The 20,678-nt window shown below is 72.1% G+C and carries 20 protein-coding genes and 2 pseudogenes; 10 read left to right on the top strand and 12 right to left on the bottom strand.

Annotated elements, in window-relative coordinates; genetic code table 11:
- From ACWC09_RS49970 to ACWC09_RS49960, 3 genes and pseudogenes are all read left to right on the top strand, one after another.
- Positions 1–162, top strand: a pseudogene (locus ACWC09_RS49970) (sugar ABC transporter ATP-binding protein); the annotation flags it as partial.
- 1 nt (position 163) lies between these two features.
- Positions 164–1,066 (top strand): sugar phosphate isomerase/epimerase family protein, encoded by a 903-nt coding sequence (locus ACWC09_RS49965; protein ID WP_450858648.1) that lies wholly within the window; start codon positions 164–166, stop codon positions 1,064–1,066.
- Positions 1,067–1,089: 23 nt separating this feature from the next.
- On the top strand, positions 1,090–2,109 hold the full coding sequence (locus ACWC09_RS49960) for a Gfo/Idh/MocA family protein (protein ID WP_450858647.1): 1,020 nt from the start codon (positions 1,090–1,092) through the stop codon (positions 2,107–2,109).
- A gap of 47 nt (positions 2,110–2,156) precedes the next feature.
- Here the strand turns inward: ACWC09_RS49960 and ACWC09_RS49955 are convergent, their stop codons facing one another.
- Positions 2,157–2,612 carry an N-acetyltransferase family protein gene (locus ACWC09_RS49955; protein WP_450858645.1) on the bottom strand — a complete coding sequence of 152 codons (456 nt, stop codon included), beginning with the start codon at positions 2,610–2,612 and terminating at the stop codon, positions 2,157–2,159.
- Positions 2,613–2,622: 10 nt separating this feature from the next.
- On the opposite strand from ACWC09_RS49955, the gene ACWC09_RS49950 reads away from it, so the two are divergent.
- Entirely contained in the window at positions 2,623–4,377 is a 1,755-nt protein-coding gene (locus ACWC09_RS49950) for a tetratricopeptide repeat protein (RefSeq protein WP_450858644.1), read from the top strand.
- Here the strand turns inward: ACWC09_RS49950 and ACWC09_RS49945 are convergent.
- The 5 genes from ACWC09_RS49945 to ACWC09_RS49925 all read right to left on the bottom strand — a co-directional run bounded on the left by ACWC09_RS49945 (position 4,332) and on the right by ACWC09_RS49925 (position 9,886).
- Positions 4,332–5,348, bottom strand: a complete 1,017-nt coding sequence (locus ACWC09_RS49945; RefSeq protein ID WP_450858643.1) for a Gfo/Idh/MocA family protein — start codon at positions 5,346–5,348, stop codon at positions 4,332–4,334. The two genes, ACWC09_RS49950 and ACWC09_RS49945, sit on opposite strands and share 46 nt — an antisense overlap.
- A gap of 23 nt (positions 5,349–5,371) precedes the next feature.
- On the bottom strand, positions 5,372–6,703 hold the full coding sequence (locus ACWC09_RS49940; protein WP_450858642.1) for a protoporphyrinogen/coproporphyrinogen oxidase: 1,332 nt from the start codon (positions 6,701–6,703) through the stop codon (positions 5,372–5,374).
- Between the two features lie 164 nt (positions 6,704–6,867).
- On the bottom strand, positions 6,868–7,872 hold the full coding sequence (locus ACWC09_RS49935) for a Gfo/Idh/MocA family protein (protein WP_450858641.1): 1,005 nt from the start codon (positions 7,870–7,872) through the stop codon (positions 6,868–6,870).
- Positions 7,873–7,928: 56 nt separating this feature from the next.
- Positions 7,929–8,705: an SDR family oxidoreductase gene (locus ACWC09_RS49930; RefSeq protein WP_450858640.1), complete on the bottom strand. Its 777-nt coding sequence runs from the start codon at positions 8,703–8,705 to the stop codon at positions 7,929–7,931.
- Positions 8,706–8,722: 17 nt separating this feature from the next.
- Positions 8,723–9,886, bottom strand: a complete 1,164-nt coding sequence (locus tag ACWC09_RS49925) for a phytanoyl-CoA dioxygenase family protein (protein ID WP_450858639.1) — start codon at positions 9,884–9,886, stop codon at positions 8,723–8,725.
- Positions 9,887–9,993: 107 nt separating this feature from the next.
- Between ACWC09_RS49925 and ACWC09_RS49920 the strand changes: the two genes are divergently transcribed.
- Both ACWC09_RS49920 and ACWC09_RS49915 read left to right on the top strand, forming a co-directional pair.
- Complete coding sequence (locus ACWC09_RS49920) at positions 9,994–11,025, top strand: LacI family DNA-binding transcriptional regulator (protein WP_450858638.1); 1,032 nt, start codon at positions 9,994–9,996, stop codon at positions 11,023–11,025.
- Positions 11,026–11,036: 11 nt separating this feature from the next.
- Positions 11,037–11,648 (top strand): poly-gamma-glutamate hydrolase family protein, encoded by a 612-nt coding sequence (locus tag ACWC09_RS49915; RefSeq protein WP_450858637.1) that lies wholly within the window; start codon positions 11,037–11,039, stop codon positions 11,646–11,648.
- Here the strand turns inward: ACWC09_RS49915 and ACWC09_RS49910 are convergent.
- Positions 11,632–12,789 (bottom strand): Gfo/Idh/MocA family protein, encoded by a 1,158-nt coding sequence (locus ACWC09_RS49910; protein WP_450858635.1) that lies wholly within the window; start codon positions 12,787–12,789, stop codon positions 11,632–11,634. The two genes, ACWC09_RS49915 and ACWC09_RS49910, sit on opposite strands and share 17 nt — an antisense overlap.
- Before the next feature lie 122 nt (positions 12,790–12,911).
- Here ACWC09_RS49910 and ACWC09_RS49905 point away from each other — a divergent pair, with 122 nt between their 5' ends.
- A complete protein-coding gene (locus tag ACWC09_RS49905) occupies positions 12,912–13,916 on the top strand; it encodes a LacI family DNA-binding transcriptional regulator (protein WP_450858634.1) in 1,005 nt (334 codons plus the stop codon).
- Here ACWC09_RS49905 and ACWC09_RS49900 read toward each other — a convergent pair.
- A complete protein-coding gene (locus ACWC09_RS49900; protein WP_450858633.1) occupies positions 13,906–14,250 on the bottom strand; it encodes a cupin domain-containing protein in 345 nt (114 codons plus the stop codon). The two genes, ACWC09_RS49905 and ACWC09_RS49900, sit on opposite strands and share 11 nt — an antisense overlap.
- Positions 14,251–14,372: 122 nt before the next feature.
- Between ACWC09_RS49900 and ACWC09_RS49895 the strand changes: the two genes are divergently transcribed.
- Entirely contained in the window at positions 14,373–14,888 is a 516-nt protein-coding gene (locus ACWC09_RS49895; protein ID WP_450858632.1) for a hypothetical protein, read from the top strand.
- A 6-nt stretch (positions 14,889–14,894) separates the two neighbouring features.
- Here the strand turns inward: ACWC09_RS49895 and ACWC09_RS49890 are convergent, their stop codons facing one another.
- A complete protein-coding gene (locus tag ACWC09_RS49890; protein ID WP_450858630.1) occupies positions 14,895–15,395 on the bottom strand; it encodes a GNAT family N-acetyltransferase in 501 nt (166 codons plus the stop codon).
- A 121-nt stretch (positions 15,396–15,516) separates the two neighbouring features.
- On the opposite strand from ACWC09_RS49890, the gene ACWC09_RS49885 reads away from it, so the two are divergent.
- Positions 15,517–16,383: an intradiol ring-cleavage dioxygenase gene (locus ACWC09_RS49885; RefSeq protein ID WP_450858629.1), complete on the top strand. Its 867-nt coding sequence runs from the start codon at positions 15,517–15,519 to the stop codon at positions 16,381–16,383.
- The gene (locus ACWC09_RS49880; protein ID WP_450858627.1) at positions 16,380–17,462 is read left to right on the top strand and encodes a maleylacetate reductase; all 1,083 of its coding nucleotides are present in this window, start codon (positions 16,380–16,382) and stop codon (positions 17,460–17,462) included. Before ACWC09_RS49885 ends, ACWC09_RS49880 begins: the two co-directional genes overlap by 4 nt.
- 125 nt (positions 17,463–17,587) lie before the next feature.
- Here the strand turns inward: ACWC09_RS49880 and ACWC09_RS49875 are convergent, their stop codons facing one another.
- The 3 genes and pseudogenes from ACWC09_RS49875 to ACWC09_RS49865 all read right to left on the bottom strand — a co-directional run.
- Positions 17,588–19,063, bottom strand: coding sequence for an MFS transporter (locus tag ACWC09_RS49875; protein WP_450858626.1), 1,476 nt, complete (start codon positions 19,061–19,063; stop codon positions 17,588–17,590).
- 62 nt (positions 19,064–19,125) lie between these two features.
- Entirely contained in the window at positions 19,126–20,313 is a 1,188-nt protein-coding gene (locus ACWC09_RS49870; protein ID WP_450858624.1) for a sensor histidine kinase, read from the bottom strand.
- Positions 20,314–20,447: 134 nt separating this feature from the next.
- Positions 20,448–20,678: pseudogene (locus tag ACWC09_RS49865) on the bottom strand (theronine dehydrogenase); the annotation flags it as partial.

The following is a 20,678-nucleotide window of genomic DNA, read 5'->3' as shown; positions in this document are numbered from 1 at the left end:
GAGGTCAGCCTCGAAGAGCTCACCAACCACATGGCCGGCGGCGCCGAACTCGCCGCGCTCAAGCACGAGTTGTCCCAGGTCCGCGGCGTCGACGTCGAGGAACTCCCCGAGGTCGAGGACCTCACCGCCCCGGTGGCCGGCGCGCCCGAAGGGAAGTCCTGAGATGGCGGGCGCCCTCGACCGCATCCGGGTCGGGTCGGCCCCCGACTCCTGGGGCGTCTGGTTCCCGGACGACCCTCGGCAGGTGCCCTGGGAACGCTTCCTGGACGAGGTCGCCGCGGCGGGTTACCCGTGGATCGAGCTGGGCCCGTACGGCTATCTGCCGACCGACCCGGCCCGGCTCACGGACGAGGTCGCCAAGCGCGACCTGAAGGTCTCCGCGGGCACGGTCTTCACCGGCCTGCACCGCGGGCCCTCGGTCTGGGAGTCGACCTGGGAACACGTCAGCCAGGTCGCCGCGCTCACCCAGGCGATGGGCGCGCAGCACCTGGTCGTCATCCCGTCGTTCTGGCGGGACGACAAGACCGCCGAGATCCTGGAGCCGCCGGAGCTGACGCACGAGCAATGGGCCCACCTCACCAAGGGCATGGAACGGCTCGGGCACGAGGTGCAGGAGGCGTACGGCCTCGACATCGTGGTGCACCCGCACGCGGACACGCACGTCGACACCGAGGACCATGTCGAGCGCTTCCTCGACTCGACCGACTCCGAGCTGGTCAACCTCTGCCTGGACACCGGGCACTACGCCTACTGCGGCGGCGACAGCGTCAAGCTGATCGAGACGTACGGCGAGCGCATCGGATATCTGCACCTCAAGCAGGTGGACCCGGAGATCCTCGCGGACGTGGTGAAGAACGAAACGCCGTTCGGACCCGCGGTGGCCCGGGGTGTGATGTGCGAACCACCGTCCGGTGTGCCGGAGTTGGGGCCGGTGCTGGAGGCGGCGCAGAAGCTCGGGGTGGAGCTGTTCGCGATCGTCGAGCAGGACATGTACCCCTGTGAGCCGGACAAGCCGCTGCCCATCGCGGTGCGTACGCGCACGTTCCTGAGGTCCTGCGGCGCCTGACCATCCGAAGGGGACGAACGACCATGGCTCAGCCGGGAACGCTGAAAGTCGCCGTCGTCGGCACCGGAAAGATGGGGGCCGACCATGTCCGCCGTATCCAGGAGGTCACCAGCGGGGCCAGGGTGACCGCTGTCGTGGACGTCGACGCGGAACGCGCGAAGGCCGTCGCGGCCCGCGTCGACGGCTGCACCGCCTACACGGACCCGGCCGCCGCGATGGCGGCGGCCGATGTCGACGCCGTTCTGATCGCCTCCCCCGGGCCCGCTCACGAGGCGGCCCTGCTGGCGGCCTTCGCACGCGATCTGCCCGTGCTGTGCGAGAAGCCGCTCACCCCGGACGCGGCCTCCGCACTGCGCGTCATGGAGGCCGAGCAGCGGCTCGGCCGACGCCGGGTCCAGGTCGGCTTCATGCGGCGCTACGACGCCGAGTATCTGAAGCTCAAGTCCCTGCTGGAGACGGGCCAGTTGGGCAGACCGCTCATGGTGCACAACCGGCATCGCAACCTCGCCTCACCGCCCGGCTGGCACAGCGAGATGCTGATCAACGACTCCGTCGTGCACGAGATGGACGTGACCCGCTGGCTGCTCGGCCATGAGATCACGGCCGTGACGGTGCTGCGTCCGACGCCCTCGGCGAACGCGCCGGACGGGGTGCAGGACCCGCAGTTCGTGGTCTTCGAGACCGACGGCGGTGCGATCGTCGATGTCGAGATCTTCGTCAACTGCGGCTTCGGCTACCAGGTCCAGGCCGAGGTGGTCTGCGAACGCGGTACCGCCCGCATCGGCGACGGCCACGCCATGGTCACCAACATGGCGGGACGCTGGGGCGGCACCATCGCCCAGGACTTCGTGGAACGCTTCGCCGACGCCTACGACCGCGAGGTCCAGGCCTGGGTGGACGCCACCCGCCGGGGCGAGGTCGGCGGCCCGGGCGTGTGGGACGGCTACGCGGTGGCGGCGGTGTGCGAGGCGGGCGTTCGGGCGCTGGAGGAGGGCGGCCGGGCGGAGGTCGAACTGGTGGAACGGCCCGCGCTCTACCGCTGAGGGTCCCGTTTCCGTGTTGAGCACGACGCGTGGAACCGGCCCGCGCTCTACCGCTGAGCGTCCAGCTCCCGTGTGAACACGACGCGAGGGGGCTGACCCGGCCCGTTGTACTCCTGCGCCACGCGGGCGGCGAATCCGAGGCTGCGGTGGAAGGCGATCGACCCCTCGTTGCCGACGGAGGTGATCGCCTTCAGCCGAACCGCCCCCTGCCCCCGCGCGGCCTCGGTGAAGGCGGCGTACAACTCCCGCCCCAGCCCGGTGCCCCGGGCATCGTCCCGCGTCGCGACCAGATGCACGTACCCCGTCCCGTCGGGCGTGACGAACCCGATGAGATAGCCGAGGACGCCGTCCTCGGCACGGGCGACCAGACAGGTCTCCCCGAACTCGTGCACCAGCGTCAGGAGATGGAGCGCGCGCATGTCCCGGTCGCCCCAGTAGCGGGGCTGGTCGGCCAGGACCTGCTGGATGTCGGTGACTTGGGCGGGGGCGATGTGTGCGGCCATACCGCCGATCATGGCAGCCGTGCAACTGCGGCGCGGTCCCGGCCGTCCTCTGAGTGACGGCGAGGAGGCGCGGATGGGGCTCGTGCGGATGACGCTTCCGGTGCCGCGTGCGGTGGCCCGGCTGGTGCCGGGCGTGGGGCGGCCGTTGCTGGGGGCGGCGCTGTTCTGGTGCGTGCTGCCCCGCTGGGTGCTGCTGCGGCCACCGTCGACGGCACGTCGGCTGGCGGCGACGGAGGAACTCGTGGCCCTGTACCGGCCGTTGTCCGACCCCGACCGGCTGAGCCGAGCCCTGGCACTGCGGGCGTCCGCGCTGGTGCCGGCGGGGCGGAACGAGGAGGCGTGCGCGGCGGCGGACGCCTCGCTCACGGTGCCGGGTGCGCGGCCGTCGGTCGCGCAGTCCGCGTACGCCGCCCATGTACGGGCGCAGGCGCTCATGGGCCTCGGCCGCTACGAGGAGGCCCTGGAAGCGGCTCGGGAGGCCGTCGAGGCGTATCGCCACGCTCCCGCACCGGCGCGCCGTGACCGGGCGCTGGGCAACCTGCCGGGCGCGCTGCGCACCCATGGTCTGGTGCTGGCCGGGCTGGGCCGCACGGCGGAGTCCGTCACCGTGTACGAGGAGTGCGCCGCGCTCCTGCGGCCCATGTCCCTGCGGGAGAGGACGCATGTCCAGCTGGTCCACCCTCGGGTCTTCGCCGAACTGGTCGGCGGACTACGGGCGCTCGGCCGGTACGAGGAGGCACTCGCGGTCGGCCCGGAGGCCCGCGAGGCGGCGTACGACTCGATGGGGTGGTTCATGCCCGAGATCATCCTGCGGCTGAGAGTGTCGCTCCTGAGGGACCTGGCCGCCTGTGAGAGCGCGACAGGCCGGCGGACGCAGGCGCGTGACACCGCGGAGGAGGCGGTCGCTCAGGCCCGCCGGCTGGCCGAGCGGTATCCGGCCCCGGGCGAGTGGGCGTTGACCGTCGCTCTGGAGGGGCTGGTCGCCGTGCTCGACGAACAGCACGCTTACGAGGACGAGTTGACCGCCCTGCGCGAGCTGGCCGACCTCCAAGTCGGCCCCTCCCTCGCGGCCACCCTGGACGACATCGCCCGTTGTCTGGGGCAGACGGGCGACCACCGGGCGGCGATGGTGGAATCGGAGCGCGCCGTGACGGTCGCCCGACGCGCTGCCGGACACGATCCCGAGCGCAACGAACCGCAACTCGCCCGACTGCTGGGAAACCTGAGTATCCGTCAACAGGACGCAGAGGAGCTGGAGTCCGCGATCCCGACCGCGCGCGAGGCCGTGACCCTCTCCAGGCGGCTGGCCGAGACCGACTGGACGACCCACCAGCCCCAGACCGCCCGCCGACTCCGCGTCCTCGGCCAGGCCCTCCGCCGCACCGGCGCGTACGCCGAAGCCGTGGCCTGCTACGAGGAGGCGGAGGCCGCCCTGCGGGAACTGCTGGACGACGGCGGCGACCACGCGGCCGAACTCGCCCTGACGCACTCGCGGTTGGCCACCACCCTCCGCACGGCGGCCTGGGCCCACCTCGACGCCGACCGCACCGCCGAGGCCGTCACGGCCCTGCGCTCCCTGCTCGCCCTCACCCGCCGGACCGACGCCCCGGACGTCCACGCCCGCTGTGTCACGACGTTCGCCGAGATCCGCGCGGAGCGGGGGAGCGACGTGACGCGGGCGTGGGAGCGGGCGACCGGGGAGCCGTACCCGAGGTTCGTCTACAGGCGGGTCCGCGGGCGCGGCTCGAACCCCGCCGCCCGGTAGCTCTCGTCGATCAGCGTCATCGTCGCCACCGCGTCGTCCGGGTCCAACGGCACCGGCGTGCCCTCCCGCACCCGTGCCGCGAACGCCTCCAGCTGGTACGTGTACGACGACCGGGTGCCGAGTCGTTCGGTCCGCTCACCCTCCTCCGTGCGCACGACGATCCGGTCGTCCATCTGGGGAAGGACGAAGTTCGGGGCGTACGCCTCGCCCCGGCTGCCGACGATCCGGCAGCTCATCTCCAGCTTGTCGTACGCCATGTGGCAACGGGCCGACCCGGTGGCCCCGCCCGGGAACTCCAGCTCGGCGTCGAGCCATTCGTCGGCCCCGGGTGCTCCGGCCCGCTCGCCACCCCGCGCCGAGACGAGCCGAGGGGCGCCGCCCGCCCATGGGGCCAGCATCCGCACCGCGTGCAGGCTGTAGCAGCCCAGGTCCATGACCGCGCCACCGGCGAGCGGCAGGGACCAGCGCGGGTCGGTGTCCGCGGGGGCCTGGATGGCGACCAGGGTCTCCACCCGCTGGAGCTCGCCGAGTTCACCGCTCTCCAGGAGCTCGTGCAGGCGCCGGGTGACCGGGTGGAAGAGGTAGTGGAAGGCCTCCATGAAGACCGTGCCGGACTTGGCGGCAGCCTCCCGGACCTCGGCGGCCTCCTCGGCGTTGCTCGCCGAAGGCTTCTCCGACAGGACGTGCTTGCCGGCCGCGAGGGCGGCGAGGTTCCACGGGCCGTGCAGGCCGTTGGCGAGGGGGTTGTAGACGGCCTCGACCTCGGGGTCGGCGAGGAGGGCCGCGTAGGAGTCCGCCACCCGCTCCACGCCGTGTTCGGCGGCGAAGGCCTCGGCGCGGGACCGGTCGCGGGCGGCCACCGCGACGATGCGGTGGCCGGTCGTCCGGGCCGGGTCGACGAGGGCGCGTTCCGTGATGCGTGCTGCTCCCAGTACTCCGATGCGCAAAGGCTCCCGGACCGGTTCGCTCATGACTTCCGTTCCTCCTTGATCCGTCACTGCGAGGTCAGTGTGCCGTCCGGCGGCGGGAAGTGGCGGCGGGCCAGGTCCTGCGCGTGGGCGACCGTGCACTCGATCAGCTCGAAGGCGGGCAGACCGCCGACGTGGTACGTGTGGTTTCGGCCCTGCAGAGCGTCCAGCCGCTCCAGGGCGCCGGCGGCGAGGTCGGCGCTGTCGAAGTGCGGCATGAACGCCCACTCGCGCTCCAGGTGCACCTCCGCCAGGCGGCCGCCGAGTCCCGCGATGTCGTCAGCCAGGCGTGTGCTCACGTCCTCGGGGCGGCCGTAGGAGTAGAAGGTCCGCACGTCGGTGTCCGGGTAGCGGTGGTGGTACGAGACGCAGTGGCCGGTCGACTCACGGCTCGCGGTGTGGGCGGCGAGGAAGTAGAAGGCGTCCGGCGGGAGGCCGGACGCGGTGGCGAGGGTGGTGTGGTAGGCGTGGGCGCGGATCCGGGCGGCGAGGTCGCGTTCCTCCTCGGTGGCGTCCAGGACCGGCAGGACGCGGTCCAGAGGGACCGCCAGCACCAGGTCGTCCGCCTCCACCGGGCCGGAGTCCGTGTGCACCCGCACTCCGCCGGCCGCCCGCTCGATCGACGTCACCCGGACTCCGCACCGCACGTCCTTGAGCTCGTCGGCGACCCTGCCCCACAGCGCGCCGAACCCGCCCACGACCGTGAACGCGCCCGCGTGGCCCAGTAGTTCGGGGCCCCGGGTCAACAGGCCGGTCATCTCGGCGTACTTGACGAAGTACAGCGCCGGGAGGTCGTCGTCGAGATAGCCGTACCCGGCCGCCGTGTACCCGGTGCCGAACGACTCCGCCATCGACTCCAGTCCGCGCTCGGCGAGCCACTGCCCCACAGGAGCGGCGAGCGCCCGCGCGGAGTGCGCGAGGCCGGGCTCGGCGATGCGCGGGAACTCCCGCTCGCGCAGCGCCCGGTAGCGCCCGAAGGCCTCCGCGTCACGCAGGAACGCCATGGCCTGGCGGCTCGCGGTTCCGCCCGCCACGTCGATGACGCGGTAGCGACTCGTCCGCTCGGTCTCCACGTCCAGCTCGGTCACCAACTCCGCGATTCTCACGTACTGGTTGGTGCAGATGTGCCCGCCCAGGTCGTAGGCCCGGCCGTCGACGTCCGTGCTCCGGCACTTCCCGGCCACGGCGTCCTGTTCCTCCAGGACGGTCACCCGGTGTCCGGCACGCTCCAGTTCCCGGGCGGCGGCCAGACCGCTCGGCCCGGCGCCGATGACGACGACGGTCCGGGGGAGTAACTCCCGTTCGATGGCGGCGAGTTCGAGGGTCTCGTGGGGCCCGGGTATGTGGCCGTCGGTCATGAGGTCGCTCCTCGGTCGGTTGTTCGGGTCCGGCGCGATCTCATCGTCGTACGAAGAGATCTCCCCGGGATGAACCGACAGGAGCAACGTGATGGTTCGCACACTCGCGTTCCGGGCGCCGGAGGCCGCCCGGCACCCGGAACACGAGAACCGTGGGCCACCGGTCAGGCGGTGCGGACCTCGGCGATGGTCACCGGGCGGTGCTCGTGCAGCGACAGCGTGCAGGCGTCGGCGATCCAGCCGGCCTCCAGCGCGTCGGCGACCGTGCACGGGGAGGGGCGGGCGCCGGCGACGACCTCCGTGAACGCGGTGAGTTCGGCGCGGTAGGCCTCGGTGAAGCGGTCCATGAAGAAGTCGTGCGGGGTGCCCGCCGGGAAGGTCACGCCGGGCTCGACCGAGCGCAGCGGGAGCTTGTCCTCCAGGCCCACCGCGATGGAGTCCTGGAAGCCGTGGATCTCCATGCGGACGTCGTAACCCCGGGCGTTGTGACGGGAGTTGGAGACCACCGCGATGGTTCCGTCGTCCAGGGTGAGGATCGCGCCGGTGGTGTCGGCATCGCCCGCCTCCTTGATGTACTCGGCGCCCCGGTTCCCGCCGACCGCGTACACCTCGACGACCTCGCGACCGGTCACCCAGCGGATGATGTCGAAGTCGTGGACGGAACAGTCGCGGAAGATACCGCCCGACGCGGCGATGTACGCGGCCGGCGGGGGTGCCGGGTCCAGCGTGGTCGACCGTACGGTGTGCAGCTTGCCCAGCTCGCCGCTCTGCACGGCGGCACGGGCGGCCACGAAACCGGCGTCGAAGCGGCGGTTGTAACCGATCTGGATCGGGACATCGCTGCCCTCGATCGCCTTCAGCACCTGGACGCCCTCGGCCATCGTCCTGGCGACCGGCTTCTCGCAGAAGACCGGGATGCCGGCCTCGACGCCGGCCAGGATCAGCCCGGGGTGGGCGTCCGTCGCGGCCGCGACCACGATGCCGTCGACGCCGGCGGCCAGCAGGGCCTGAGGCGAGTCCACGACCTCGCCCCCGAACTTCTCCGCGGCGCTCTTGGCGGCGTCCGCGAACGGGTCGGTGAGGACGAGCGACTCGACCACGTCGAGCCCGGACAGGGTCTCGGCGTGGAAGGCGCCGATACGGCCGAGGCCGAGGATTCCGATACGCATGGGGGTGCAGCTCCTTGAAGGTGTTACGGGTGAGCGGAGAGGGGGGTCAGGGGCCGTCAGTCGAGTCCGCCGAGGACGTTCTGGTCCCAGTCGATCACCGATCCGGTCACCACGCCCGAACGGTCCGACAGCAGGAAGACCACGAAGTCGGCGATCTCGTCCGGCTGGCCCAGCTTGCCCATCGGCAGCTTGGCCGCGGCCTCCTCGCGCCAGTCGTCCCCGGCGTCGTGGAAGGTCTTCTGTGTGGCGTCCTCGCCCTCGGTCGCCGTCCAGCCGATGTTCAGGCCGTTGATGCGGATCCGGTCCCAGCGGTGGGCGTGGGCGGCGTTGCGGGTCAGGCCGATCAGGCCCGCCTTGGAGGCGACGTACGGGGCCAGGAAGGGCTGTCCGCCGTGCGCCGAGGTGGTGATGATGTTGACGATCGTGCCCGGGGCCTTGCGGGCCACCATGTCCGCGACGGCGGCCTGCATCGCGAAGAACGGCGCCTTGAGGTTGATCGCGATGTGCTGGTCGAACAGCTCGGGCGTGGTGTCGAGCAGGCTGCCCCGGGAGGTCAGACCCGCGGAGTTGACCAGGCAGTCGACACGCCCGTACGCGGCGACGGCGTCGCCCACCGCGTGCCTCGCCTGCTCGGCGTCCGAGAGGTCGGCCCGGATGAACATCGCCTTGCCGCCGGCCGCCGACAGCTCGCCCACCAGCGCCTCACCGGGCTCGGGACGCCGGCCGGTGACGGCCACGACCGCCCCCTCCCGGACGGCCGCCCGCGCGATCGCGGCACCGACGCCCTGGCTGCCGCCGTTGACCAGGACGACCTTGTCGTCGAGTAGTCCCATGTGTCTCCGTCGCCCTTTCAGCTCGCGCGCCGTTCGCCGGCCACGCGCAGTTGGTCCCGCAGAATGCGCGCGGGCCGGCTCTCGCCGAGCGCCTCGCGCACGAGGTCCGCCTGTGAGGGCGGGGCCAGACCGTCGACCGGCGGGTCGCTGTCGAGGTTGGTGGGGAAGGGGTAGCCCTCGGCGCTCGCGGCGATCACGTGGTCCAGCCACTCCGCGCTCGCGCCCTCGGCCTTGCGACGCAGCAGCACGGGGTACACGGCGTTCGCCACCGCCTCGCGGTCCACGGTCTCCATCGCGCGCCCGAAGGCGGAGGACACCTGCAGCAGGTTGGCCATGCGCCGCACGTCCGGGGTGCGGTTGGTGCCCGCGGCGTGGAACAGCGCCGGGTTGAAGAAGGCGGCGTCGCCCTTGGCGAGCGGCAGCTGGACGTGGTGCTCCTTGAAGTACGCCTGGAACTCCGGCCGCCGCCACGCCAGATAACCCGGCTCGTACGCCTGCGAGAACGGCAGGTACAGCGTCGGGCCCGACTCCACCGGCATGTCGCAGTGCGCGACCGCGCCCTGCAGGGTGAGCACGGGGGAGAGGCGGTGGACGTGCGCCGGATAGGCCGCGGCGGCCTCGTCGGAGAGGAAGCCCAGGTGGTAGTCGCGGTGCGCGGTCTGCGCGAGACCGCCCGGGTTGACCACGTTGACCTGGGAGGTCACCTGGTAGCCGGGGCCGAGCCAGGTCTCGGAGACCAGCGCCAGGACGGGGTTGGCGTAGTAGTCGGCGAAGGCCGCCGGGTCGTAGAGGGCCGCCTTCTCCAGCGCGTTCCACACCCGCTCGTTGGCGCCGGGCTTGGCGAAGTGGTCGCCGGCCGTGGTGCCCGCCGCGTACTGCTCGCGGATCAGCGAGTCGAACACCGCGGTGGCCCGGTCGACGACCGCGTGATCGGGGAACGCGCCCCGGAACACCACCACTCCGGGCCCGTCGGTGAGGGCCCTGACGAGCTCCTCCTGGACGTCCCGACGCGGCGCGGCGAGGACGCGCTCGGCTTCGTACAGCAGGACGTTCCGCTCCACCGCCAGGGCGTGCGGGTAGTCGGCAAGGTCGGCCGTCCGCTCGACGAGCGCGCGGAACGAGTCGAGGTCGCAGTCCTGCTCGGACAGCCAGGCACGGTGTTGTACGGCGGTGAAGGACATCGAGGTCCTCTCGGTGACAGGGGCGACTCAGCGCTGCCATTCTTGTCAGTACAAACCCGTCGAACAACTGGCACGCGGCCATCAAAAACCCCTCAAGGAGCCACCGAATGGGTCACCCGTTCCCGATCCGGGAGATCGCCCGCCAGGCGGGGTTGAGCGAGGCCACCGTGGACCGGGTCCTGAACGGCAGGGGCGGGGTCCGCGAGAGCACCGCGCGGGAGGTCGAGCAGGCCATAGCGGACCTGGACCGCCAGCGCACCCAGGTCCGGCTCCTCGGCCGCACCTTCATGATCGACATAGTGATGCAGACCCCCGAACGGTTCTCCACGGCCGTCCGCGCCGCCCTGGAGGCCGAGCTGCCGTCCCTGCACCCGGCGGTGGTCCGCTCCCGCTTCCACTTCCGCGAGACCGGCCCGGTGCAGGAGCTGACGAGGATCCTGGACCGGATCGCCGGGCGCGGCTCCCAGGGCGTGATCCTCAAGGCGCCGGACGTCCCCGGGATCACCGCCGCCGTCGCCCGCCTCGCCGACGCCGGTATCCCCGTCGTCACCCTGGTCACCGACCTGCCCGCCACCGCCCGCCTCGCCTACGTCGGCATCGACAACCGCGCCGCCGGAGCGACCGCCGCCTACCTGATGGGCCAGTGGCTGGGCGAGCGCCCCGGCAATGTGCTCACCAGCCTCAGCAGCGGCTTCTTCCGCAACGAGGAGGAGCGCGAGATGGGCTTCCGCAGCGCGATGCGCACCCACCACCCCGAGCGCACGCTGGTCGAGATAGCCGAGGGCCAGGGCCTGGACGCCACCCAGTACGACCTCGTACGCGCCGCCCTCGTACGCGACCCCGACATCCGCGCCGTCTACTCCATCGGCGGCGGCAACATCGCCACCCTTCGGGCTTTCGCGGACCTCGGCCGCGAGTGCGCGGTGTTCGTCGCGCACGACCTCGACCACGACAACACCCGTCTGCTGCGCGAGCACCGCCTCTCCGCCGTGCTCCACCACGACCTGCGCCAGGACATGCGCGAGGCCTGCCACACCGTGATGCGCGCCCACGGCGCCCTGCCGCCCGCGGGGCCCACGCTGCCGTCGGCGATCCAGGTGGTCACCCCGTACAACATGCCGCCGCAAGCGACGAGTTGAAGGGGACCGGAGTGACGACGAGGACCGAAGAGGTCGAGATCGAAGGAGTACGGCTGCTCGTCACCCTGACCCCGGGCGGCGCCACCGGACTCCTCGCACTGCACGGCAGCAACGAGGGCGGCACCGCGGAACTCGCCAGGTCCGTGGGCGAGTTGTGCGACGCCACGAGCCTGGTCTTCACCCAGCCGGGGGTGCCGGAGCCGGTGCACATCCCGTCGCCGCGCATGGCGGTGGAACACTGCCGGCTGCTACGGGAGTTCCTGGCGCATGTGACGGTCGTGGTCTCCCTGCACGGCCATATGCGGCCCACGGCGCTCCGGTCCATCTTCCTCGGCGGCGGCAACCGGCGGGCCGCACGGCTCGTCGCCGACGAACTCGACGCCCTGCGGCCGGAGTTCGAGGCGGTCACGGACCTCGACGAGATCCCGGTGTCCCTGCGCGGCCTGCACGCCCGCAACCCGGTCAACCTGACCCGCGGCGGGGGTGTCCAGGTGGAACTCCCGCTCACCGCCAGGACCCGGCGGACGCGGTGGGCGGCCGGACTCCCGGACAACCCGCCCCAGTCCGTCGTCGACGCCCTGGCCAAGGGCGTGGCGTCCCTGGCCGCTATGACGGAACGCTGACCCAGGAGCCGCTCTCCGCCGAGACCACCATCGCCTCCAGTACGGCGGCACTGTGCACGGCGTCCGGGAGCGTGGCCCCGTACGGCCTGCCCTCCGCGATCGAGCGCAGGAAGCGGTGGGCCTCGATCACCTTCAGGTCGTCCATGCCCATGGCGTTGGCCGCGCCCGGCTGGAAGGCGCCGAACTCGCCGTCGCCCGGGCCGACATAGACCGTGCTGACGGGCTGGTCCTGGTAGGTGGTGCCGCGGCTGACGCCCAGCTCGTTCATCCGGCGGAAGTCCCAGAACACCGCGCCCTTGGTGCCGTGCACCTCGAAGCCGTAGTTGTTCTGCTCGCCGACCGAGACCCGGCAGGCCTCCAGGACGCCACGGGCGCCGGAGGCGAAGCGGAGCAGGCAGCTCACGTAGTCCTCGTTCTCGACCGGGCCCGACTCGCCGCCAGTGGCTCGGGTGTGGCCGGCGGTGGCGCCGGTCGGACGGGCGCGTTCCGGAATGAAGACGGCCGTGTCGGCGGTCAGCGACGCGATGTCGCCGAGCAGATGGCGGGCGAGGTCGGCGCCGTGCGAGGCGAGGTCGCCCAGGACGCCGCTGCCGCCGCGCTCCTTCTCGTACCGCCAGGTCAGGGCGGACTCGGGATGGGCGGCGTAGTCGCTGAAGAGGCGGACGCGGACATGTGTGACGGTGCCGATCCCGCCCGAGGCGATCAGCTCGCGGGCGGCCTCGACGGCGGGCGCGTTGCGGTAGTTGAAGCCGACCGCGCCCTGCACGCCCGCCCTCGCGACGGCGCCGGCCACCGCCTGCGCGTCGGCCACGTCCAGCCCGACCGGTTTCTCGATCCAGATGTGCTTGCCGGCCTCCGCCATCGCCACGCCGATCTCGCGGTGCAGGAAGTTCGGGGCGGTGATGGAGACCGCCTGGACGCGAGGGTCCTTGACCACGTCCCGCCAGTCCCGGGTCGTCGAGGCGAAGCCGAACTGCGCGGCGGCCTCCTCCGCCCGGCCGGGCACCTCCTCGGCGACCGTGACCAGCTCGGGGCGCAGGCCCAGCCGCGGGTAGTGGTGCAGGACGCGGGCGTACGCCTGGGTGTGCACCCGGCCCATCCAGCCGAACCCGACGACGGCGACACCGAGCGAATCCACCATGACAGCCCCTCTTTGGACCGGTCCATAATCTGTCCAGCCCACCCTGAAGGCCTGCTTCCGCTGCTGTCAACCCTCGCCGGACCCTTTGACAAGGCGGAGCAGCTCGTGGAACGGTCCAGAACATGAAAGCGCCGACGATCCGCGACGTGGCCGAGCAGGCCGGTGTCTCCAAGTCGCTGGTCTCGCTCGTCCTGCGCGGCTCCGAGCAGGTGCGGCCCGAGAAGCGGGAGGCGGTGCTGCGGGCGGTGCGGGAGCTGGGCTACCGGCCGAACGCCGCCGCGCGCAGCCTCAGCGAGCAGCGCACCCGCACGGTCGGCGTGCTCCTCAACGACCTGCGCAACCCCTGGTTCGTCGACCTGCTCGACGGCCTCAACTCGCTCCTGCACGACAACGGCCTGCGGATGCTGCTGGCGGACGCCCGCCTCAACCGCCGCACCGGCCAGGACCCCGCCGACCCCCTCCTCGACCTGCGGGTGGACGGTCTGGTCGTCGTCGGTACCCTGCCCGACCCGGCCGCGCTCGGCACGGCCGCCGCACGCGTTCCCGTCGTCGTCGCGGGCGCCCGCGAACCGGCCCCGGCGGGCGTGGACGTCGTGGCGGGCGACGACGAACGGGGCGCCCGGCTGGTCACCGAGCACCTGATCGGCCTCGGCCACCGGCGCATCGCGCACATCGCGGGCTACGGCGCCGTCGGTGAGCTGCGCAGGCGGAGCTTCGAGGCGACCATGCGCGAGCACGGCCTCGCGGACCGGGCGCTGGTCGAGCCGAGCGACATGACCGAGGAGGGCGGCTACCGTACGACCGTCCGGCTGCTCAGCCGCCCGGACCGGCCCACCGCCGTCTTCGCCGTCAACGACATCGCCTCGGTGGGCGCGCTGTCGGCGGCCGAGGAGCTGGGCCTGCGTGTCCCGCACGACGTGTCCCTCGTCGGCTACGACAACACCAGCATCTCCCGGCTGCGGCACGTCTGGCTCACCACGGTCGACGGCGCCGGCCACGAGGTCGGCCGCCGCGCCGCCCGCTGTCTCCTGGACCGTTTCGAACGGCCCGGGGGAGAGGGGCAACTGAGCCTGGTGGTACCGGAGTTGGAGATCCGAGGGACGACGGCCCCGCTCGTCAGAGAGTGATGGCGTACGCCTTCCTGAGGGTCTTGTGCACGGTCCACGTCGTACGGTCGCCCTCGCGCAGCACCGCCATGTCCCCGGGCCCCACCGTCAGCGTCGGTCCGCCCTCGACCTCGATCGTCGCCGACCCACTGATCACGACGAACAGCTCGTCCGCCTCGGTGTCGGTGACGACACCCGGCGTGATCTGCCAGATCCCGCGGATCTGCTTCCCGTCCGCAGACTCCCACACCACCTTCCCGGTCACCTCGGGTGCCCCGGAGACGATCTGCTCCGGATCGAGGGGCTCGGGCTCGAGCTCGGCGTCGGGGATGTTCACTACGAAACTGTGGGTCATACGGCGACGATAACGAGATCGCCCGCCGCCCGTCCGCCGACCCCGTGGGCGGTGTCCGCCCAGGCGGGAGGAGGCTCCGTCGCGACTGGCGGCCCGGCCGGTGCCGGGTGATCGTGGAGGACATGGCCCAGACCACCACGGCCGCCCCCGAGCGACGGCGACAGCGCGACACGCGCGAGTCCGTCCTCTTCGGCGGTGTCTACGGCTCCGTACTCGCCTGCTCCATGGTCGCCGCGCTCACCCAGTACGGCCACACCACCCGCGCCAGCCGCCGCTACGACGCCCTCTGGCTGCTGGTCACGGCGCTGGCCTCGGCCCTCGCCCACGGCTACGCCCACTACATCGCCGAACGCGAACCGCACCGCCGCTGGGACGCCCTGCGCATCCTCTCCGAGGAGTGGCCCCTGGTCACGGCGACCCTGCCGACGGTGCTGCTGCTCGCGGGGGCGGGGTGGGGCTGGTGGTCGCCGAAAGGGGTGGAGTACGCGGCGTTCATCCTCAACATCGCCCTGCTGTTCACCCTGGGTCTGGTCACGGCCCGCTGGTCGCACCGCTCCTGGCCGGTCGCCGTGGTGATCGGCCTGGGGGACGCGCTGCTCGGGGTGGTCGTCGTGGTGGCCAACGCGATCATCAAGTAGCAGCGGTTACGGCAGGGACCGGGAGAGCCACACCAGCTCGCCGCCCTCCTCCGGTGTCACGTGGTCGCGCGTGAAGCCGAGCTTGGCCGGCACGCGGAACGACGGCGCGTCCCAGGTACGCACCGACGACCAGAGCCGCCTCCGCCCGGTGTCGACGGCGGCTTCCACGACGGCGGAGGCCGCCTCGGTCGCCCCGCCCAGACCATGGGCATGCCGGAACAGCTCGTACGCGATCTCGGGCTCGTCGACCGAGGCGCGGCCCACGGTCAGCCCGCAGTACCCGATGAAGTCGCCCTCCGCCCGGCGACGTACGGCCGGCAGAGCGAGCCCGGTCCGTGTCTGCTCCTCGAACTGGGCGTCGATCATCCGCCGGTTGTCCTCGACGGACGGCATCCCTCCGCCCCGCTCGGCGACGAGTGCGCGATGCGCTGCGATGTCCGTCTCGGACCACCGCCGAAGGATCAACCGGTCGGTGTCGATCCGCAACGGCATCGATGTGTACGGCATGGCGGCACCCTGACCGCGCGCAGGTCCGTGCAGGTCGGCGGCCGGGGGCGACTAACGTGGGGAGCACGGCGGCACGCCTGTCCTCGGGTCGCCCGGGGGCCGTACCAGGGAGGAAGCCGGCATGACGACCGACGCCACCGAGACGACCGTCACGGACGAGGCGGTGAACAGCCTCGCGGGCACCGCGGACCCGCGCCTGCGTGAACTGCTGAGCGGCCTGATCCGCCATCTGCACGCCTTCGCCCGCGAGACGCGGCTGACCCAGGCGGAGTGGGAGCGGGCGATCGGCTTCCTGACCGCGACCGGCCAGACGTGCACGGACACCCGCCAGGAGTTCATCCTCCTCTCGGACGTGCTCGGCCTGTCGATGCTCGTCGAGACCATCAACGGCGACCGCGCCCCGGGCGCCACCGAGTCGACGGTCCTCGGCCCCTTCCACATGACCGAGTCCCCGGTGCGTGAACTCGGAGCGGACATCGACCTGGTGGGCGGCGGCGAGCCCTGCGTGGTCAGCGGCCGGGTCCTGTCGCGGGACGGAACCCCCTTGCCGGGCGCGGTGGTTGACGTATGGCAGGCCGACGGCAACGGCTTCTACGACGTCCAGCGCCCGGACGTGCAGCCGCCGGGCAACGGCCGCGGACTGTTCACCGCGGACGCCGAGGGCCGTTTCTGGTTCCGGACCTGTGTGCCGAGTCCGTACCCGATTCCGACGGACGGTCCGGTCGGGGGGCTGCTCAAGGCCACCGGCCGGCACCCGTACCGCCCGGCCCACATCCACTTCATCGCCACGGCGGAAGGACATGTGCCGGTCACCACGCACATCTTCGTCGCGGGCAGTGACTACCTCGACTCGGACGCGGTGTTCGCCGTCAGGCCGAGCCTGGTCCAGGACTTCGACACGACCGACGACCCGTCCCTGGCGGGGGAGTTCGGCGTCCCGAATCCCTTCCGGCACGCCCGCTTCGACCTCGTACTGGAGCGATCGTGAAGGACATCCTCGACTTCACCCACGAGTCCCGGCCCCAGCGGGTCGTCTTCCGCCCCGGCGCCGCCACCGACGCGACCGCCGGCGAGGCCGCCGGACTCGGCCTGCGCCGGCTGCTGGTCGTCTGCGGCAGCCGTGGCACGGCCACCGCGCGGGCGGTCGCCGACTCTCTCGGCCCGGCCTGCGTCGGGCTGCACGACGGCGCCCGGATGCACGTCCCCGTCGAGGTCGCCGACCGGGCCGTGGAGGTGGCCCGCGCGGCCGGCGCCGACGGCGTGGTCGCGGTCGGCGGCGGCTCCTCGGTCGGCCTCGGCAAGGCGCTCGCACTGCGCACCGGCCTGCCGCTGATCGCCGTGCCCTCGACCTACTCCGGCTCGGAGATGACACCGGTCTGGGGCCTGACGGAAGGCGGCGCGAAGCGCACCGGCCGCGACCCCGTCGTGCTCCCGCGCAGTGTCGTCTACGACCCCGAGCTCACCCTTTCCCTCCCCGTGCCGCTCTCGGTCACGAGCGGCATCAACGCCGTCGCCCACGCGGTCGAGGCCCTCTACGCCCCCGACACCACGCCCCTGATCGCGCTGATGGCCCAGGAAGGCGTACGAGCCATGGCGGCCGCCCTCCCCGCCGTGGCCGACGACCCGGAATCGCTGGAGGCGCGCGGCCGTGCCCTCTACGGGGCCTGGCTGTGCGGCTCCTGCCTGGGCGCGACCACCATGGGCCTGCACCACAAGCTGTGCCACGTCCTCGGCGGCACTTTCGACCTCCCGCACGCCGAGACCCACACGGTGGTCCTGCCCTACGCCCTCGCCTACAACGCCCCCGCCGCCCCGGACGCGGCCGCCGCCGTGGCCCGCGCCCTGGACACGGACGACGCCCCACACGCCCTGCGCGACCTGGCGAACCGCCTCGGCGCCCCCCGCTCTCTCGCCGAACTCGGTCTGAAGGAAGCCGACTTGGCGGTGGCGGCGGCACAGACGGTGGGTCAGGCGTACGCCAACCCCCGTGCGGTCACGGTGGACGGCGTGCTCGCGGTACTGCGGGCGGCCTACGAGGGCGGGGCGCCGGAGTTCCCGGCCGACTGAACCGCCCGTACGGGCACGCCGATCGAGCCGACGTACAAGCACGCCGGCCGAACCGGCGGGGGAACAGAGCGAGACGGCCGTCGCCCCGCCTTCGCGGAACGACGGCCGTCTGCGCGGCAGTCGGGTCACGCCTTCGCGGCGGTGGCCTCCACCTGCTCCGGTGCGTCCTGGGCCACCGGGGCCTCGGTCTTCCGGCGCGGGATGAAGGTGGCGACCACGAAGGCCAGGAGGGCGGCTCCGGCGCCGATGGCCATGACGACCTTGAAGCCGTTCTCCGAGGGCAGCGCGTGGCCGCCGAAGTCGGTGGTCATCTGGGCCAGGATCACGCCGGCGAGAGCGCTGGCGAAGCTGGTGCCGAGGGAGCGCATCAGGGTGTTGAGGCTGTTGGCGGCACCGGTCTGGGACGGGTCGACCGCGCCCATGATCAGGGCGGGCAGCGCGCCGTAGGTGAAGCCGACACCGGCGCCGATGATGCAGGAGACCAGGACGAGGTGCCAGACCTCGCTCATCAGGAGGATGTTCAGGGCGTAGCCGGAGGCCACGATCAGGGCGCCGATCATCAGGGTGACCTTCGGGCCCTTGGCCTTGGTGACCTTCGCCGAAGCGGCGGACATGATCATCATGACGAGACCCTGTGGGGCGAGCACCAGACCGACGGTGAGCATGGACTTGCCGAGGCCGTAGCCGGTCTGGGTGGGCAGCTGGAGAAGCTGCGGCAGCACCAGGGACATCGCGAACATCGAGAAGCCGAGGGCGATGGAGGCGAGGTTGGTGAACAGCACCTGCGGCTTGGCGGTGGTACGGAGGTCGACCAGCGGCTGCTTGGCCTTCAGCTCCCAGAAGCCCCAGGCCAGCAGGATCACGATCGCGGCGGCGCCCAGACCCAGCGTGGTGCCGGAGGTCCAGCCCCAGTCACCGCCCTTGGAGACGGTCAGCAGCAGGGAGACCAGACCGGCGGACAGACCGAGCGAACCGACCAGGTCGAAGCGGCCACCGGTCCGCACCGTGGACTCGGGCACGATCAGCAGCACCAGCACGAAGGCGACGGCACCCAGCACGGCCGAGGTCCAGAACAGGATGTGCCAGTCCCAGCGGTCCGCGATGAACGCGGCCGCCGGCAGCCCCAGCGCACCGCCCACGCCCAGCGAGGCGCTCATCAGCGCGGTGGACCCGGCCAGCCGCTCGGCGGGCAGCGCGTCCCGCATGATGCTGATGCCCAGCGGCACCACGGCCGCCGCGAGACCCTGCAGCGTACGGCCGATGATCATCGGCACGAGGGAGTCGGCGAGAGCGGCGACGACGGAGCCGGAGACCAGCAGCACAATGCTGACCAGCAGCATCCGCCGCTTGCCGATCATGTCGCCGAGCCGGCCCACCACCGGGGTGGCCACCGCGGCCGCGAGGAGGGTGGCGGTGACGGCCCAGGCGGTGTTGGAGGCCGAGGCGTGCAGCAGGGTGGGCAGCTCCGGGACGATCGGAATGACCAGGGTCTGCATCAGCGAGACGACGATTCCGGCCAGGGCCAGCACCGCCACCACGGCATTCGGCTTCGGCGGGGCGGATGTCCCCGCGTCTGCGGGTCGGGTCAGGGCGTCGGACATGGCAGGGCCTCCGGACAAGAGTTATTGCTTGACTTACGCAAGCATAGACTGAATTGATTGACTTAAGCAAGTGGTGGCTGGAGGGGTAGCTCGGTGACGACCTCGAAGCCGCCCCGAGGCCGGGGTCCCACCCGGATCTCGCCGCCGACCGAACGGGCCCGCTCGCGCATGCCGATGACGCCGTACCCGCCGCCCGGGGGAGTGGGGGCGGCCGGCACCGCGCCGCCGTCGTCGACGACGCTCACCGCCAACCGGTCCCGGTCGTAGACGAGCCGCACCTCGGCCGTGCGGGCGCAGGAGTGCTTGGTGACGTTGGTGAGGGCTTCCTGGACGATGCGGTACGCCGTCAGCTCCGCACCGGCGGAGAGCGGGCCGATCTCGCCTTCGCTGGTGACGACGACCTCCAGCCCGGCGTTCTCGAACGAGGCGGCCAGCTCGGGCAGTCGGGCGAGCCCGGGCGTGGGCTCCAGCGGCTTCTCCGTGTCGCCCACCCGCCTCAACAGGCCGACGGTGGACCTGAGTTCGCGCAAGGCGGAGGAGGTGGTGCCGGCCAGATCGGCGACGACCCGCGCCGCCTCCTCCGGTCGCCCCGGCAACTTCCGTGCCACGGCACCGGCTTGGAGACGGGCGAGCACCAGATGATGCGCGACGACGTCATGCAGATCACGGGCGATCCGCATCCGTTCCTCCGCGACCCGCCGCCGAGCCTCCTCCTCCCGGGTCCGCTCGGCGTGCTCGGCCCGAGCCTGCACGGCCTCCAGATAGGCGGCACGCAGCCGGGTCACGGTGCCGAGCGAGGTCGGCAGCAACAACCAGGCAGCGGGACCGAGGAGTTTGAGGACCAGTGGCTCCCCCGAGGGCCCGGTGACCAGTCCCGCGCCGACGAGCAGCGCGATGCCGACGAGGGCAAAGGTGTTGGCGGTCCTGCGATCGGTGCCGACGGCGAGCGAGTAGAGCGCGACCATGAGGGGCCCGAGCAGGAGGACGGTGAGGAGGTAGCCGAGGGCGGAGGAGGCCATGGCGCACAGGAGCGTCACGACCACGGTGCTGCGGGGCCGCGCGCGCCGCCACAGCAGGGCCAGGCACGAGACCCCTGCCAGCAGCACCCCGGGCCACCAGGGAACCCCGAGATCGTGGCCGGGAAGGGTGATCAGACTGCCGGGAAACGAACAGGCGAAGAGAGCGGCGGCGACAACGGCGTCGACAGGCCGGGGGCGTCGGTGGGATGGACGGAGCGGATTGTCAATCATGGAAGTGGGGTTCCTTGTAGTCGCCGGGTGCCTCCCGCGCCCCTCCAGGGGCGCGGGGCTGTGTCCCTTTGCGGCTCCGCCGCGTGGGCGCGACCAGCCACAACGAGCTCGCAGACAACCGACGGGCGCCGTACCTACTCGAAAGTGACGACAACCTTCTCGGCCGCCCCCGGCGTCATCGCCAGTTCGAAAGCATGCTCGGCCTCGGCGAAGGGAACCCGGTGGCTGATCAGCTTCGCGAACCGTTCGTGATGCTCCACCAGCTCGGGCGTCACCTCGAAGATCTCGGTGGGGTAGCCCTGTGAGGCGATGAGGGTCAGCTCGCTGCGGAGCATTCCCCCGAGATCGATGTCCGCGCCCTTCTT

The organism is Streptomyces sp. NPDC001617, assembly GCF_053596855.1.
This window is presented reverse-complemented; position numbering and strand designations above follow the sequence as displayed.